Genomic DNA, 16,018 nt, shown 5'->3' on the forward strand with positions numbered 1-16,018 from the left:
GGGCTCCTCGTCACGTGCGGGCCCCCGCCGTGGACAAGACGGCGGGGGCCGGTCGGCGGGGGCAGAACGCCAACGTGCGCTCTGTGACAGCCGGTTGACGGGTCAGGTGATGGACAGGTCGTCGATGTAGCCGCGGTAGCCGCCCGAGCCGCCGGGGTGGTCGTAGCCGACGAGGACACGCGCGATCCGCTTGCCGGAGTTCTTCGCCGCGAGGTCGACGGTCACGTGGTTCCACGTGTCGGGGGTCAAGTGGCCGCACTGATGGGCGGGATGGATCTGGTCGCCGCTCTGGTCCACGGCGCCGGAGTCGCGCAGCGTGCCGCCGTCGGTGAAGACCAGGTCGACGGCGACGCACTCGCTCTCGGTCGAACCGGCGGGCACCCAGGGGGTGGTGGCGTGCGACTGGGGGTAGATCCAGTAGCCGAGGGTCTTCGCGGTGCCGATGTCCAGGGGTGCGGCACTGAGGTCGTAGACCTTGAGGTAGGCGTGCGGGCTGCTGCCGGCGGCACTGCCGGAGTACATCAGCGCGGCCGTTCCGGTACGGGAGGTCTCCCCGCTGCGGACGCCCGTCTGCGGGCCGGTGGAGTCGGAGTTGATGCCGGTGACGCCCACGGCGTTGCCGCCCGCGGTGTCGACGGAGTCGGTCCAGGTGGGCTGCGGCTGGCCGGACTCGAAGCCGGTGGAGAAGCTGGTGCTGGTGGTACCGCCGCCCGCCTTGACCGGCTGGGCGAGTTCGGTCTGCACGGTGGCGTAGGAGGTGCCGGGCCTGGCCAGGGTGATCGTCTCGCCCGCCGACGTGTTCAGCGTGATCTTCGTGCCGGACACGGTGCCCGCGTCGGAACCGCCCCGGTACACCTGCACCGGACTGCCGGGCCAGGGGTTGGTGAAGACGAGGTCGCCGCCCTTCTGGCTGACCGCGCGGACGTACTGCACCGCGTTGTCCGCCATGCTGCTGGAGATCAGGAAGCCGCCGGCCGCCATCAGGTCGCCGAACTTCGCGTTGGAGTTCGCCGGCCAGTCCGCGAAGACCTTGACGTCGCCCTGGAAGGACTGGAGCAGCATCTCGTCCAGGCCGGAGGTGGTGACGTTGATGTTCTCGATGCCGCCGCCGCTGTGGTGGACGGCGAGGTTGGGGTAGGAGTTGTCCACGGCCTCGGTGTGCAGGTTGGCCAGGATCGTGGCGGGGTCGTAGCCGACCCGGGCGGCGGCGGCGTAGAAGGTGGCGGGCGCGTTGCCGCCGTGCCAGGCCGCGGTGAGCTGGTCGACGGTGTTGCGCGCGGTCTGCACGAGCCCGGCCGGGCTGTCCAGGCCGACCTGGCCGCCCGGGTAGACGGCCTGGATGTCGATGTCGTTGCCGTCGTTGACCCAGCCCGCGCCGGTGGAGGTCTCCCGGAAGACGGTCTGGCCGTTCTGCGTCATCGTCGGCAGCGGCGCCAGGTGCGCGTCGATGTCCTGCCAGGTGGCGCGGGTCCCGGCGTCCTGGCCGAGCGCGGCGCTCATGTCGGTCAGGCCCTCCATCAGCAGGTGGACCAGGCCGAGCGACAGGATGCTGTTGGTCTGCGGGTAGGCGTTGCCTTCCTGCGGCGCGTCGTTGGTGATCGTGTACGTGCCGGAGGAGTCCTTGGTGAGGTAGTTCTGCCAGAACAGGCCGACCTGCTTCAGGAACGGGTAGACCTTCGCCGCGTACGTCGCGTCGCGGGTCTGCTCGTAGCGCATCACCATGTCACTGGCGACGTTGACCGCGTCGGACTTCTGGTTGTACAGGTTGGTGTCGGCGCTGGTGCCGTTCGGGGAGATGCCGACCGGGTAGAGCACGCCCTGGAAGCCGTTCTGCTGGGCGAGTTGCTGCCCGCGGCTCATCCAGTCCAGCACCGGCTGGTCGTAGGCGTCCATCTGCGCGATGTGATTGGTCGTCAGGGCGGCGTAGAACGGCGCCTGGTAGTTGTAGTTGGTGTGGTAGTCGCCGTTCCAGTTCATGTCGCCGGTGATCCAGTTGCCCCACAGGCCGGGCGCGTACTTCCCGCTCCGCGACACGCTGCCGAGCAGGTAGAGCGAGCCGTACCAGCTCTTCTCCACGTCCTTGTCGCCGATCTGCACGAAGGACCGCGACCAGTAGGAGTTCCACCAGCTGCGGTGCGAGGCGTTGTGGTCGTCGACGTTGCCCTGGGTGAGGTTGTCGACCAACGCGTCCGCCGCGGACTGGTAGTCGGCGGAGTCGTTGCTGCTCTCGATCGCCGCGACCAGCGTCGAGGTGGTGTTCGGCTGCATCGTCAGGGTCAGCTTGCTGCCGGATACCGACTGGCTCTGCCCGATGGTGCGCATCGCCATCCGGGCGCGCGGGTCGCCGCTGCCGCCGGTGTCGGCGACCACGTCGGCGTCGAGGTCGTGGTCGCTGGTGGAGACGGTGGGCGTGCCGCCCGTACCGTTCTGCAGCGTGACGCCGATGCTCTGCGCGCTGCCGCCGGTGAGCGTGAACGACGTGACGAACAGGTTGGTGTCGGCGTCCACCCAGCTCCGCGTGGCCAGCCTCTGCCCGCCCAGGGTGTACGTGCCGCGCACCTCGGCGTGCTGGATGTCCTGCACCACGTGGTACGACGCCCCGGCCAGGCCGCCCGCCGACACCACGATCCGGCCGAGCGGCTTGATGGCGTGGCTGGTCGAGGACCAGAAGTCGTTCTTGCCCACGTAGAACGTCTGGTTGTCGATGCCGCCGCCGACCGCGACCCCGACGTCGCCGTTGCCCATCAGCGGCGCGTCCACGGTGTCGCCGCCGGTGAGGTGGCTCGGTGGCGCGTTCCACACGCCCTGGTACTGCGCGACCGTGGCCACGCCCTGGTTCGCGGTGATCGAATCGGCCACCGCCGGCCGGGACAGCACCGTGGTCACCATGGCGCCCATCACGACCGCGGCGGTGGTCACGCTTCCCGCTCGTCTCGCAAGCGATGTGAGCCTCATCAGGCTGCTCCCTCTCTGCTTCTTCACGCCGGTCTCCCCGCGGGCCCGCCCGCCGCCGGCGCCCTCCGCTCCGGCACGCGCGGGAAGGGCGAACAGCGGTGTGCGGACGGGGAGGTGGGGGGCTCGGAGCGGGGGCACCGGCGGTCGTCGCAGCGGACCGGCACACCCGAAGACGTTCCCGGGAGGCGGCTCGCGGACCCGAGATAACGTTATCTTTGAATGACTGGGTTCATTTATAGGTGCGGGGCGGGCGGGTTGTAAAGGGGACGGGAGCGGAACCGTGGGGGTGGGGTGCCGCGCGGGGGTGGGGCGCCGCCGGGGGTTGGGCGCCGCCGGGGGCGCGCGTGGCGGCGGGGGCGCGCGTGGCGGCGGGGCCGCTCGGCGCCGCATGCCGGAGACCTTCACCGAGGTGGCCCTACGGGGTGGCCCGGCCCGGCTCAACCCACCGGGCCTACCGTGCCGTGGTTCGGTGCTCGCGGCGCCGAGAAACGGCCCCGCCCCATACTCTGACAGTTCCGACAAGCGGCGGATCTGCTCGGGATCGCCCGGCACGAGTTCACCGCCGTAGTACCACGCACGTAGGCGGCCGTTCGCGGGGGTACCGTTTTGGTGTCGACGCCGAACGGGAGACCGTTATGCCTGCCTATGCGGAAGAGCACACCGGGGCGCGCGTCTTGCATGCCCGCAAGGTCAGAGGACTGACGCGGCGTGAGCTCTCCGACGCGTCGAGCGTCGCCTACAGCACGCTGACGAAGGTGGAACAAGGCGTCATGCCGGCGAGCCCCTCCGTGTTGGGCGCCCTCGCACGGGCGTTGTCGGTGCCTGTCGCCGAACTGACGGGGCAGCCGTACCTCGGGGAATTGCGGCAGGACCAACTCGACGGGTTGATAGAGCCGATCCGGGAGGCGCTGAACGTCTACGACCTGGGCCCGGACCCGGACATCTCGCCGCGCGCGCCCGAGGAGATGGAGACCGACGCCGAAGAGATGTGCGCCCTGGTACGCGCAACCGACATCAAGAAGGTCGCGGCGGAACTGCCGAGTCTGATCTTCGAGGCTACGACGGCGGCGCACGTCAGTCCGAGCGAGCGGCATTGGCGCTTGCTGGCCAGTACGTACCGCACCGCCTACGACGTCACGACGAAGCTGGGCTTCTTCGACCTGTGCACGGTTGCCTTGGACCGCATGGAGTGGGCGGCTCAGCGTGCCTCCGATCCGGTCATCAGCGGTATGCGTCAGTACCTGCGAGCGCTGGTCCACCTGCACGCGAGTGACTTCCGCACCGGTCAACGACTGATCGGCCTGGGAATGACCGCCTTGGCGCAGGCCGCCCCCGGACGAACGCGAGACGTCCTGACCGGGCAGCTTCATCTCGGTGCGTCCGTCCTCTCAGGCAGGGACAAGGACAGAGACGCGGCCGAGGGGCACCTGGACGAAGCCGAACGGATCGCCCAACGCACCGGACCGGCCGAACGAATCCACTGGCTCTCGTTCGGTCCCACGAACGTCGCCGCACACCGGGTCAGTGTCCTCGCCGAACTGGATCTGTATCCGGAGGCCGTCCATACGGCAACCGCCATGACCGTTCCGTCTGACTGGCCGTTGTCCCGGCGGGCTCACCACCACGCCGAGGTGGCATGGGCCCAAATGTGGAGCGGGCACACGGAAGGGGCGTTCAAGAGCCTGCAACAGGCGAGGACGCTGGCTCCGCAGCAAACGCGGTACCACCCGATCGTGAGGGAGACCTACGCCGGGCTGGAGTCCGCTCGGCGCCGCATGCCGGAGACCTTCACCAACTTCGGTGACTGGCTGGGAAACTGAACGTAAATCATTGGCCGGGCTCGGACCAGCCGTGGGGCCAACGCTCCAGCAGCGCGGCCGAATACCCCTCTGTGCGCGCGGTCGGCGGCCTCGAACGGGCTGCGGCCCTCCCAAAAGGGCGACCTCGCTCCGAACCGATAGGCGGCCCTACGGTCCGGACCGCGCCGGCTCAACCCACCGGGCCTACCGTGCCGTGGTTCGGTGCTCGCGGTGCCGAGAAACGGCCCCGACCCATACTCTGACAGTTCCGACAAGTGACGAAGTCGCCACAAGAGGATGGGCACTGATGCCTTCAGACGGTACGTCAGACCCGTACACCGATGCGCTGGCGTTCGGCCAGCGGCTCCAGGTTCTCCGCAACAGTCGAGGCATCACCCGTGAGCAGTTGGGCGGCCTGCTGGGTCTCACCGGTTCGTGGGTCAAGGCAGTGGAAAGCGGTCGACTCAAGACGCCGAAACTCGAAGTGATCCTGCGGATCGCCGAGATCCTGCGGGTCCGGAATCTGGCGGACCTCGCCGGCAACCAGGCTCCCCCGGTCGAGTTGTTCGCAGGACCGGGGCATCCGAGACTGGCCGCTGTGAAGGCTGCGGTGGATGCCTACCCGGTCGGATCGCAGCATGAGGCGCCGCCGACTGCCCACCTGCGAGCCCGGCTCGATCGTGCCTGGGCCTCGCGGCACAGATCGCCCAACCATCGTGAGGTGGTGGGGTCCCTGCTGCCGGACCTGATCCGGGACGCGCAGGCGGCGGTCCGACAGTCCGACCGGGCAGAGGATCGGCGGGCGGCCCAGGCGATCCTCAGCGAGACGTACTCGCTGTGCCAGTTCTTCGTGGCCTACCAGCCCGACGCCGCGCTGCTGTGGCGGGTGGCCGAGCGTGGTCTGGTGGCCGCACAGGAGAGCGAAGACCCGCGCGCCATCGGCCTGGCGGCCTGGCTGGCGGGGCAGGCGCACCGGGACGCCGGCCCGGCCCACTTCGAGGCAGCGGACGCGGTGGTTCTGGAGAGCCTTGCGTATCTGATGCCCCTGCTGCCGGACGCGCCGGACGAGGTGCTGGCCATCGCCGGTGCGTTGACGTTCGAGGCCGGATACACCGCCGCGCGGAGAAGCGAGACGGGTACGGCCTGGCGGTACTGGGATCAGGCCCGCGCCATGGCCGAACGCCTGCCCGGCGAGTACTACGATCCGGTCACGTCGTTCTCGCAGGCCATCATGGGGGCGCACGCCGTGACGGTGGCCGTTGAACTCCATGCCGGCGGTGAGTCCGTCCGGCAGGCCGCGGCGGCGGATGCGGTGACCATTCCTTCCCGCCCCCGCCGCGCCCGCCACCGTATCGAAGAGGCGCGAGGATTCCAGTTGGACGGTCAGCCGGACGTCGCCCTGGCAACATTGGAAAAGGCGTACGAGTCCGCGCCGGAGACCATCAAGTACAACGGCTATGCGAAGCGGATCGTGCTGGAGGAGACCACATCGAAGAGCCCCGACCGTCGTCGGCGCGCCTCCCAACTCGCCGTGCGGATAGGAATGCTGGCAGCGTAGTCAAGGGGACACAATCCGTACCCCTGCCATGTGACAGCAGCCCATAACGTCTTCGTCCTGAGGACCCCCGTGACCGTCTGACCGGTCCGGGGGCGTGGACCACCTGACGAAGGCAGGCCGACATGCGCGAGTTCATGGAGTCGTGGCCGCCCGGGGCGAAAGCGGATGTGGGCGGGCCCGCGGTGAACGGTGCCCGGCTTCTGCCGTGGCCGGGGCCGGACGGCGGTGCGTGCTATCTCCGGTCGGATGCGTGTGACGCGTTGTGGCGGCTGGCCGACGAGATGGAGTCCGTGCAGCTCGGGATGGGCCGGGAGCTGCTGGGCTTTGTCCGCCGGACGCTGGCGGAGGCGACGCCTTGGGACTGTGAACTCCAAGGCATGGTGGCGCACTTGTGTACGGCGTTGTCGGACGCGCTGCGGGTCGCCGACAGCCGTGGGGCGCTGCTGGGCCTGCCCGGGAGTAGCGATCGGGTGGGATCGACGGTGGACGTATCCCGTTGATCGGGTCCGGCTTTGATGCGTGACCTCGGTCCCCGTCTACTGCGCCACCAGCCCGACCCCGGGACCCGTCGCCGAGGAAGCCTTCTCCTGCACCCTGGACTGCAACCCGCACGCCGATGCCGACCCGAAAGCCGTAGCACCCGAAAGCCGTGCCGCCCAAAAGCCGAAGCACCCGAAAGCCGTGGCAACCGGCACCCACCGGACTCCCGCGGCGCCGCCGCACCGTTGAGAACCCTCAGAGCGGGATCTCCCCCGACCCGCGGGTGATCAGCGTGGTCGGCACCGTCACCGTCCGCACCGGGCGCCCCGGGTCCGCCAGCCGCGCCTGGAACAGTTCGATCGTGGTGCGCCCGATCTGCACGTCACCCTGGGCGACGACGGTCAACCCGGGCCTGAGCAGATCCGCGAGGCCGAAGTCGTCGAAGCCGACCAGCGCGGTGGCGCCGAAGTCGGGCCCGAGCGCGCGGATCACGGCCACCGAGGTGGAGAAGTTGCCGGTGACGATGGCCGTCGCCGGGTCCGGCCCGCTCCGCAGCCGCTCCAGCGCCGCGGAGATCCGCTCGGCGGTGATCGGCCCGGGGTGCACCATCCCGTCGAGCGGGCCGCCGGCCGCCCGCAGGCAGTCCCGGAACGCGGCGGCGCGCTGCCGCCCGGTGTAGATCCGCTCGTCGTCCCCGATGTAGCCGATCCGCCGGTGGCCCTGCTCGGCGAGGTGGCGGAAGGCCAGCTCGATCCCGCCCTGGTTGTCGGACAGCACCGTGTCGACCTCGACTCCGGTGGCGGGCCGGTCGAAGGCCACCACGGCCAACCCGGAGTCGATCTCGGGCTGGAGGTACTGGTGACCGTCCGCGATCGGCTCGATGATGATCCCGTCCATGCGGCGCCCGCACATCGACATCACGGCCTCGCGCTCGCGCACCTCGTCGTCCTCGGTGGACATCGCGACGACCGTCAGGCCCGCCCCGCGCGCCGTCTCGTCGACCGCCCGCAGCACCGGGTGCGCGTCGGCGATGTGCCGTACCGCCGCGCCGATGGTGCCGGTGCGGCCACTGCGCAACTGGCGGGCCCGCTCGTCGGGTTGGAAGCCGAGACGGTCGATGGCCTGCCGGACCCGCTCGGCGAGCGCCCCGCCCACCGTCGTGTCGCCGTTGACGACCCGCGAGACCGTACGCAGCGCCACACCCGCTTCACGGGCCACATCGATCATCGTGGGCCGGCGCGGACGTGACGATCCGCGCTTTCCGGCGGCACCAGGACCAGCCACTTCGCTTCCCTCTCCTCGATCGCCCACGACTCGCCCCCGGGGTCGGCCCGAGATCCGTCCGTGATCACCGAGGGGCTTGACTTGCTGTCCTGGAACCCTAGTGTACTCGGCGAGAAAACGTTATCTCGCCGTCAGGACGCGGCAACCGCCGAAGCGTCCCCGGTCCGGGACGCGTCCGTGCTCGCCGGTTTCCGCCTGCCCCAGAAGCGCTCCGCGGCACCGACGCGGGCCTCCCGCAGTCCCCACGCAGCCCTTCTGTCGTTACTCAAAGTACCCACATCGTCACTCAACGATCCTGGCAAGTCCTCCGCTGTACCCCGCAGTTGCCGTGACCCGTGGTCCGTGGCCCCGTGCCCCCGTGACCACCGGTCGTCGCGGCGGCCGCGCCGTACGCCGACCCAACCCTCCCGAAAGGTACGGCCATGCTCAGACGAAGTGCCGCCGCGCTCGTGGCGGCCGGTGTGCTCGTCCTCACCGCGTGCTCCGACTCCGGCTCCGGCTCCGGCTCTTCCGCGAACGGGGGCGGAACGTTGACCTACATGACGTTCAACTCGCCTTCGCTGACGCCGACGTTCTGGAAGCAGTCCATCGCCAGGGCGCAGAAGGACGTGCCGGGCGTGAAGATCAAGCAGGTGGTGGCGCCGAGCACGGACCGCGACTCCTACGCCAAGCAGCTCCAGGCGTCAGGGCAGTTCCCCGACCTGCTGCAGTCGATCACGCCGTCGCAGTACACCGCGGCGGGGCTGCTGCGGCCGTACGACCAGAGCTGGGTCGACCAGAACTTCCTGCTGCCGCAGGGCAACGCGATCAAGGGCAAGGTCTACATCCCGCCGACGAACTCGCAGATCATCCCGCTGGTCTTCTACCACAAGTCGCTGTTCAAGAAGGCCGGGGCGCAGGTGCCGACGACCTGGCAGCAGTTCCTCGACGCCAACGCGAAGCTCAAGTCTGCCGGCCTGACCCCGATGGAGCTGGGCGGCAACGACCCGTTCGCCGCGGCGATGCCGCTGACCGGTGCGATCAGCGCGGACGTGCTGGGCAGGAACCCGCGGTGGATTCAGCAGCGGTACGCCGGAAAGGTGAAGTTCACCGACGCCGACGTGGTCGCCGCCGCGACGAAGATGCGCACGCTGGTGACCAAGGGCTACTTCGAGCAGGGCGCGCTCAACGTCAGTTACGCCGACTCGATCAAGAACTTCAACGCGGGCAAGGCCGCGATGTACCCGATGGGCAGCTGGTACCTCGGCTCGATCCCGAAGGACCAGTGGAACGACATCGGGGTCTTCCCGTGGCCGACGGACGACGGCTCGGTGGTGGTCCCGTTCGCGGTCGGCGGCTCGATGGCCATCGCCACCAAGGTCGGTGACCCGGCCCAGGCGACGAAGTTCGCCCAGGCGTGGTCGCTGGACCCGGACAACCTCAAGGCGCTGATCGAGGGCGACGGCGCGTACCCGATGCTCAAGAACAAGACGCTCGCCGACTACCACGTCACGGTCAGCCCGGCGTTCAGCGACTCCTACGCCTACGTCACCAGGACCGACACCAAGGTGAGTTCGATCGGCTGGGCGACCAACGACGACGCGCTGCCCGGCTCCGGGAACAACGACTTCTACGCCGCCGCGCAGGCGCTGTTCAACTCCGGTGACGTCAAGGGCCAGATGGCCAAGCTCGACAAGGCGTGGAGCACGTCGACGCAATGAGCACCCGGACCGCTTACGAAGGGAGGGGAACAGCAGTGCAGCCGCTCTCGGACGCCTCGCGCTTCCCGAACAGCTCGCGCTTCCCGCACCTCTCGCACTGGTTGCGCGACACCACCGAGGACCTCGGTCTGCGGCTGATCGCCGCGCTGGGTCTGCTGCTCTACCTGGTCTTCATCGTCGTGCCGGTCTTCATGAGCCTGCGCAGCAGCTTCACCGACGAGAACCCGCTCAGGTCCGGCAGCCACTGGATCGGCCTCGCCAACTACTCCGAGATGCTGCACGACAGCCAGTTGCGCGACAGCGTGCTGTTCACGCTCGCGCTGGCGGTCGGCGTGACGGTCGTGGCCAACGTGGTCGGCCTCGCCTTCGCGATGCTGCTGGACCGGACCGAGTTGAGCTACCGGGTGCTGCGCACCATCGCGTTCCTGCCGCAGGTGATCTCGGGGGTGATCGTCGGCTTCGTGTGGAAGACGATCCTCACCGAGGACGGCCTGCTCAACGACCTGCTCCAGCGCACCCACGTGGTGCACCGGCCGGTGGACTGGCTGGGCACGCCGCACCTGGCGCAGCTGTCGGTGGGGATCGTGGTGGCGTGGGTGCTGTCCGGCTTCACCACCGTCGTCTACCTCGCGGCGCTGCAGAACATCCCGCGCGAGCTGTACGACGCGGGGTCGATCGACGGCGCCAGCTCCCGCCAGCAGTTCCGCATGATCACGCTGCGGATGGTCGCCCCGGCGACCACGATCAGCGTGACGATCTCGCTGATCACGGTGCTGAAGCTGTACGACGTCATCCAGGTGCTCACCTCCGGCGGCCCCGCCGACGCCACCCAGTCCACGGCGCAGTACATCGTGAAGATGGCGTTCACCTCCGACCGGTTCGGCTACGCCTCCGCCATCGCGATGTTCCTGCTGGCGCTGTCCGCGGTGATCGCCCTGTCCGTCACGAGCATCCTGCGCCGCAGGGAGGTCGACCTGTGACCGTGCACGCCGTCCCCACCGCACCCGACCGGACCGGTTCGCGTCCGCGTCCGCGTCCGCGCCGGGCCGCGGCCCCGATGCCGCGCCGGTCGCGGCGGCCTGGCCGGCCGGGCAGGTCGCGCCGCAGCCGGCTGAGCCCGGCCCGGCTCACGCTCGCGGTGATCGTGGTGCTGGTGTTCGTCAGCCCGATCTACCTGACGATCGTCAACGCGTTCAAGAAGGAGGGCGACATCGTCGCCGGTCCGGCGACGCCTCCGCTCCACCCGACGCTGGGCAATCTGCACACCGCGCTCAGCCGGCCGGACCACCTCCTCCAGCACGGACTGCGCAACTCGGTGATCGTGGTGGTGTGTTCGGTGCTGCTGCTGATCCCGCTGGGCTCGGCGTTCAGCTTCTACGTCTCCCGGCGGCGGACCCGCACCCGCGCGGCGGTGCTGGCGGTGCTGGCCGCGGGGCTGATGATCCCGCCGCAGGTGGTGCTGCTGCCGACCATCCGCATCCTGACCTTCCTCGGCCTGGACCACAGCTATCCGGGGCTGATCCTGTCCAATCTGGGCGGCGGCTACTTCTCGTTCGCGGTGTTCGTCTACGTCGGCTTCATGCGGGCGGTGCCGGACGAGGTGGTGGAGGCGGCCCGGCTGGACGGCGCCGGCGGGCTGCGGATCTGGTGGACCATCGTGATGCCGCTGGTGCGGCCGGCCACCGCGACCGTGACCATCTTCCTCTCGCTGTGGATCTGGAACGACTTCCTCAACCCGCAGTTCATCCTCGGCCCGCTCCAGGGCCAGACCATCACCACCGGTCTCTATCTCTCCGTGGGGCAGTTCCAGATGGATTACGGCCAGTTGTTCGGCATCATGTTCCTCGCCGGGGTGATCCCGGTCGTCGGGTACCTCACCCTGCAGAAGCAGTTCATCGCCGGTCTGACCTCGGGATCGACCAAGTGAGCGCGGCGCCGGGCGGCTTGGGGGTGGCGGCGGGCCCTGGCCCCGAGCCGGGCCCTGTTCCGGCCGCGGTTCCGGCCGCGGTTCCGGCCGCGGTTCCGGTTCCGACGGAGGGCGGTCCTGACCGGCCCGAAGGAGTGCCGGTGCTGGACGACCTGGCCGGCGGGTGGCTGCCGGTCGAGGAGCTGGCCCATCTGCCGTCGCTGCGCAACCAGTGGGGCCAGGCGCACGTCAACGCGGACCTGGCGTCGCTGTCGTGGGTGGCGTTCCCGCCCTACAGCGGCGGCTACCACACCGGGGTCCTGCGGGTGGACGGCCGCCCGCTCGCCGCGCAGCGGATGCGCTGGTCCCCCTGGGGCGTCCAACGCGCCGCCGAGCAGGGGCCGTTGACCGTCGAGACCGACGTGCGGATGGCGTACGAGCGCAGCCGCGTGCTGTGGCGGATCACGCTGCGCAACGACTCGGCGGAGCCGGTGCGGACGGTCGTCGAGCAGGAGATGCTGGCGATGTTCGCGCACTCCGAGGTCGACTGGGGCTGGCTGTACGGAACTCCGTGGAACTCCGGCCACCACCACGACTTCTACGCCACCGAGCGGCTGCGCGCGGAGGTGACGGCCGAAAGACCCCGGCAGGTGCAGCTCCTCCCGCACGGCGAGCGCTGGATACGGCTCGGCTCGCCGCGCATCCCCGGCATCCAACGGGACGAGGACACCGCGCCGATGCTGCTGGAGTCGGAGCTGCCGGACCACTCCGCGCCGGACTCCGGCCGGGTGCGGGCTCCCGGCGCGCCCTGCCTGGTACGGCAGTTGGCGGTCGAGCGGAGCAACGGGGTACGCACGGCGATCGGCGACGGCGTGGCCGCGTACACCGTGCGGGCCGGCACCGACCTGCGGGTCGGACCGGTGGCGCTCGGCGCGGGCGACGCACTGCAGTTGGAGGTGCGCGTGGACCAGCCCGGGGTGAGCGGGGTGGTCGCCACCCACGGCAACCATCCGGACTCGGCTCAACTGGGCTTCGATGAAGGGCGGTTGACGCTGCGGATCGGCGGGGAGCTGGTGCTGGCCGAAGAGCCGCTGCCGCTCGGGTCCTGGCACGCGGTGGGCGTGCGGCTGTCGGAGCAGGGCGCGACGCTGCTGGTCGACGGCGCCGCGGCGGGGCGTACGGCGCCGTGGTGGGGCGGGCAGCGGTGGACGGCCGAGGCGCTGCCCGGCGGCGGAGTGCTGGTCACGGACGGGGCCGGGCCGGCCCGGTCCTGCTACGCGTTCCAGGCCGCGCCGGACGCACTGACCGTGGACGGCGCGCGGGCGGTGGCCCGCTGGGAGGTCGCGCTCGCGCCCGGGCAGCGGGTCGAGGTGGGCTTCGTGCTGGACGTGGCCCGGGACGCGGACGCGGCGCGGCGACGGGCGTACGGCGCGGCGGCCGGCTTCGACGCGGCCTTCGCGGAGGTCGCCGAGCGGTGGCGCGCCACCTGGGCGTACGCGTTCACGCCGGGCAACCCGGAGTTCTCCGGGCACCTTCCGGCGCTGGTCACGGCCGACCCGGACCTGGCGCGCACCTACTACCTGGGGGTGCTGCTGGCGCTGTACCTGCGCAACACACAGGTGTCGCGGACCGGTCCGGTGTTCCTGACCGGCGGGCCCCGGCTCGGGCCGACCACGACCTTCTTCTGGGACCAGTCGGAGTTCGCCCGCACCGCGGCGCTGCTGGAGCCGGCCGGGATGCGGGCATGGATCGTGGCGGCGCTCGGCCAGCCGTACGACCACTGCCACTCGTTCGACACCCGCAACCTGCTGCCGGTCGGCAACCACTACGCCGCGAACGACCACGCGCTGTTCCGTACCGCCACCGCGTATCTCGGGGTGACCGGGGACCTGGGACTGCTCGCCGAATCCACCGGCGGGCGCAGCGTGTTGGACCATCTGCGGGCGATGGCCTACCGGCCTCGTTCGCGGGCGGCGGCGTTCGGCGGAGGGGTGCTGGTCGATCTGGGCCGGGACGCCTGGGAGTTGCTGGAGTGTGTGCCCAACTACCGTGATGCGGTGACGTCGTTCAACGCCGGCTACGTCGGCATGCTGCGCTCCCTCGGTGGGCTGCTGCGCCGGCTCGGCCTGGACGCGGAGGCGACCGGCGCCGAGCGGGACGGCGACGCGCTGGCCCGCGCGGTACTGGAGGGCTACGCGGGCGACGGGCGGTGGCTGATCCGGCACCCGGAGGGCAGCGAACCCATCGGCCACTGCCTGGACTTCGCGCTGGTGGCCGCCGACATGACCGGTGACCTGTCGGCGGCGCGGCGCGCGGAGATGGTGCGGTTCGTGACGACCCGGCTGATCGACGGGGACTGGATGCGGGCGCTCGACCCGGCCGACCCGATCGCGCCGCTGTCCGACCGGCCCGACCACGGCGCGGCGGGCGCCTTCGCGGCCTGGCCGGGGGCGACCGCGTACGGGCTGTGCCGGCTCGGGCGGGCCGACCTCGCGGCGGACCTGCTGCGGCGCGGCCATCGTGCCACGTCGGGCGGGCTGTGGGGGCAGGCGATGGAGGCCACCGCGGACGGCCGCTACCGCGTCGCCGAGCGCGGGGTGTCCAACCGGGAGAGCGTGGCCGCCGTCGCGGTGACCGAGGCGGTGATCGCCGGGTTGTTCGGGGTCGAGGCGGATGCGGCCGGCGGCGGCGCGGCGCTGCCGGGTCCCGGGCGGACGGTGGTGTCGCCGTTCGGGGAGCTGCGCAACGTCCGTACGGCGTAGGCCGATCGCCGGGCGTGCGCCGCATGATCGCCGGGCGTGCGCCGCATGTGGTCACGCCCGGCACCTCGGCCATCGAGGCACAACTCCCGGTTGTGGCTCGCCGGACGGATGGTTGTTTGCCCTGCCGTCCTCGCACTTGCTTTCATGGCGCCGGTCAACGCGGAGTTGTACGGGCGACATGGCGAGGGGTGCGCTGAACGTGACGGACAGCAGGGCGGACGGCAGGGCGGACGATACGGCACCCGGCGCGGCGGGAACGGCGGGGACACGGTCGCTCGGGCGGCCCTTCGGCTGGCTCTGGGCGGCCTACGCGGTCAGCGCCTACGGCACCGGCTTCGGCTTCGGGGCGTTCCCGCTGCTCGCGATCATGGTGCTGCACGCCGGGTCGGGCGAGGTGTCGGCGCTGTCGGCCGCCGGGCTCGCCGTGGGCGCGGTGGCGGCGGTGCCGCTCGGCCCGTGGGTGGAGTTCCACCGCAAGCGGCCGGTGATGATCGCGATGGACCTGGTCCGGTTCGCCGCGATGATCAGCATCCCCGTCGCCTACGCGTGCGGCCGGCTCGGCTTCGCCCAACTGCTCGTCGTGTCCGTCGTCGTGGCCACCGCGAAGATCGCGTTCCGGTCGGCGAGCGGCGCCTACCTGAAGTCGCTGGTCCGGCCGGAGCACCTGCTCGTCGCCAACGGCCGCTTCGAGTCGACCACATGGAGCGCCACCGTGATCGGACCGCCGCTCGGCGGCGCCGCGATCGGGCTGTTCGGCCCGGTGACGACCGTGGTCGCCGACGCGGTCAGCTACCTGCTGTCGGCCCTCGGCGTCCGCGCGATCGGCGGCAGCGAGCCGCACCCGCGGGCCCGTACGACGCCGGTCCCCGCACAGGGCGGCGCCGCGCCCCGCTCGCGGACCGCCGAACTGCTCGACGGATGGCGGCACATCCTCGGCCACCCGACGCTGCGCCGGCTCTTCCTCAACACGCTCCTGATGAGCGCCCTGCTGCTGGCCACCGAACCGCTGCTCGCCGTCCTCATGCTCGGCCGGCTCGGCTTCGCCCCCTGGCAGTACGGCCTCGCCTTCGCGCTGCCCTGCCTCGGCGGCCTGATCGGGGCACGGCTGTCCCGGCGGCTGGTCGCGCGGTTCGGGCAACACCGCGTCCTGCTCGTCTCGGGCACGCTGCGCGCCTGCTGGCCGCTGTGGCTGGCGTTCCTCCGGCCCGGGATCGCCGGGATCGTGCTCGTGGTCGTGGTGCAGTTCGGCCTGGTCACCTGCATCGGCGTGTTCAACCCGGTGCTCGCCACCTACCGGCTGGAGCAGACCGCGACGGACCGCGTCGCCCGCACGCTGTCCGCGTGGACGGTCAGCAGCAACCTCACCGTCGCGGCCATGACCGCCCTGTGGGGCCTGCTGGCGGCCCTCACCTCACCGCGCCTGGCGATCGGCGCCGCCGGACTGCTCGTCCTCGCCACCCCGCTGCTCCTCCCCCGCGCCGCCCGCGGCACCTCGGCGACCGCCGACCCGGCGGCCGCTCCGGCCGACGCCCCGGCCGACGCCCCGGAGCCCGCCCGCGGCGCCGCGTGAGGCC

General features: G+C 71.0%; 10 protein-coding genes. 8 read left to right on the top strand and 2 right to left on the bottom strand.

What is annotated here, in order from left to right:
* Nucleotides 1-102: 102 nt before the first annotated feature.
* The gene (locus ACIPAE_RS04715; RefSeq protein ID WP_402442895.1) at nucleotides 103-2,919 is read right to left on the bottom strand and encodes a glycosyl hydrolase family 95 catalytic domain-containing protein; all 2,817 of its coding nucleotides are present in this window, start codon (nucleotides 2,917-2,919) and stop codon (nucleotides 103-105) included.
* Nucleotides 2,920-3,590: 671 nt separating this feature from the next.
* On the opposite strand from ACIPAE_RS04715, the gene ACIPAE_RS04720 reads away from it, so the two are divergent.
* From ACIPAE_RS04720 to ACIPAE_RS04730, 3 genes are all read left to right on the top strand, one after another.
* The gene (locus ACIPAE_RS04720) at nucleotides 3,591-4,775 is read left to right on the top strand and encodes a helix-turn-helix domain-containing protein (protein ID WP_402442897.1); all 1,185 of its coding nucleotides are present in this window, start codon (nucleotides 3,591-3,593) and stop codon (nucleotides 4,773-4,775) included.
* Between the two features lie 286 nt (nucleotides 4,776-5,061).
* On the top strand, nucleotides 5,062-6,312 hold the full coding sequence (locus tag ACIPAE_RS04725) for a helix-turn-helix domain-containing protein (protein ID WP_402442899.1): 1,251 nt from the start codon (nucleotides 5,062-5,064) through the stop codon (nucleotides 6,310-6,312).
* Between the two features lie 122 nt (nucleotides 6,313-6,434).
* Nucleotides 6,435-6,812: a hypothetical protein gene (locus tag ACIPAE_RS04730; protein WP_402442900.1), complete on the top strand. Its 378-nt coding sequence runs from the start codon at nucleotides 6,435-6,437 to the stop codon at nucleotides 6,810-6,812.
* A gap of 235 nt (nucleotides 6,813-7,047) precedes the next feature.
* On the opposite strand, the gene ACIPAE_RS04735 is transcribed toward ACIPAE_RS04730, so the two are convergent.
* A complete protein-coding gene (locus ACIPAE_RS04735; protein ID WP_329369548.1) occupies nucleotides 7,048-8,019 on the bottom strand; it encodes a LacI family DNA-binding transcriptional regulator in 972 nt (323 codons plus the stop codon).
* Nucleotides 8,020-8,498: 479 nt separating this feature from the next.
* On the opposite strand from ACIPAE_RS04735, the gene ACIPAE_RS04740 reads away from it, so the two are divergent.
* From ACIPAE_RS04740 to ACIPAE_RS04760, 5 genes are all read left to right on the top strand, one after another.
* On the top strand, nucleotides 8,499-9,776 hold the full coding sequence (locus ACIPAE_RS04740) for an extracellular solute-binding protein (RefSeq protein WP_329369546.1): 1,278 nt from the start codon (nucleotides 8,499-8,501) through the stop codon (nucleotides 9,774-9,776).
* Nucleotides 9,777-9,811: 35 nt separating this feature from the next.
* Nucleotides 9,812-10,756: a carbohydrate ABC transporter permease gene (locus ACIPAE_RS04745; protein ID WP_402442903.1), complete on the top strand. Its 945-nt coding sequence runs from the start codon at nucleotides 9,812-9,814 to the stop codon at nucleotides 10,754-10,756.
* On the top strand, nucleotides 10,753-11,703 hold the full coding sequence (locus tag ACIPAE_RS04750) for a carbohydrate ABC transporter permease (protein WP_402442905.1): 951 nt from the start codon (nucleotides 10,753-10,755) through the stop codon (nucleotides 11,701-11,703). Before ACIPAE_RS04745 ends, ACIPAE_RS04750 begins: the two co-directional genes overlap by 4 nt.
* A 140-nt stretch (nucleotides 11,704-11,843) precedes the next feature.
* Nucleotides 11,844-14,444, top strand: a complete 2,601-nt coding sequence (locus ACIPAE_RS04755) for a hypothetical protein (protein ID WP_402442906.1) — start codon at nucleotides 11,844-11,846, stop codon at nucleotides 14,442-14,444.
* 199 nt (nucleotides 14,445-14,643) lie between these two features.
* Nucleotides 14,644-16,014, top strand: coding sequence for an MFS transporter (locus ACIPAE_RS04760; protein WP_402442908.1), 1,371 nt, complete (start codon nucleotides 14,644-14,646; stop codon nucleotides 16,012-16,014).
* The last annotated feature ends 4 nt before the right edge of the window (nucleotides 16,015-16,018 follow it).

Origin of the sequence: Streptomyces sp. NPDC087270 (assembly GCF_044744625.1) — a bacterium.
Classification (GTDB): domain Bacteria; phylum Actinomycetota; class Actinomycetes; order Streptomycetales; family Streptomycetaceae; genus Actinacidiphila.

Coding starts and splice junctions, on each gene's coding strand:
- ACIPAE_RS04735 (WP_329369548.1), bottom strand. CDS start 8,019: ATGATCGATGTGGCCCGTGAAGCGGGTGTGGCGCTGCGTACGGTCTCG.
- ACIPAE_RS04740 (WP_329369546.1), top strand. CDS start 8,499: ATGCTCAGACGAAGTGCCGCCGCGCTCGTGGCGGCCGGTGTGCTCGTC.
- ACIPAE_RS04730 (WP_402442900.1), top strand. CDS start 6,435: ATGCGCGAGTTCATGGAGTCGTGGCCGCCCGGGGCGAAAGCGGATGTG.
- ACIPAE_RS04720 (WP_402442897.1), top strand. CDS start 3,591: ATGCCTGCCTATGCGGAAGAGCACACCGGGGCGCGCGTCTTGCATGCC.
- ACIPAE_RS04725 (WP_402442899.1), top strand. CDS start 5,062: ATGCCTTCAGACGGTACGTCAGACCCGTACACCGATGCGCTGGCGTTC.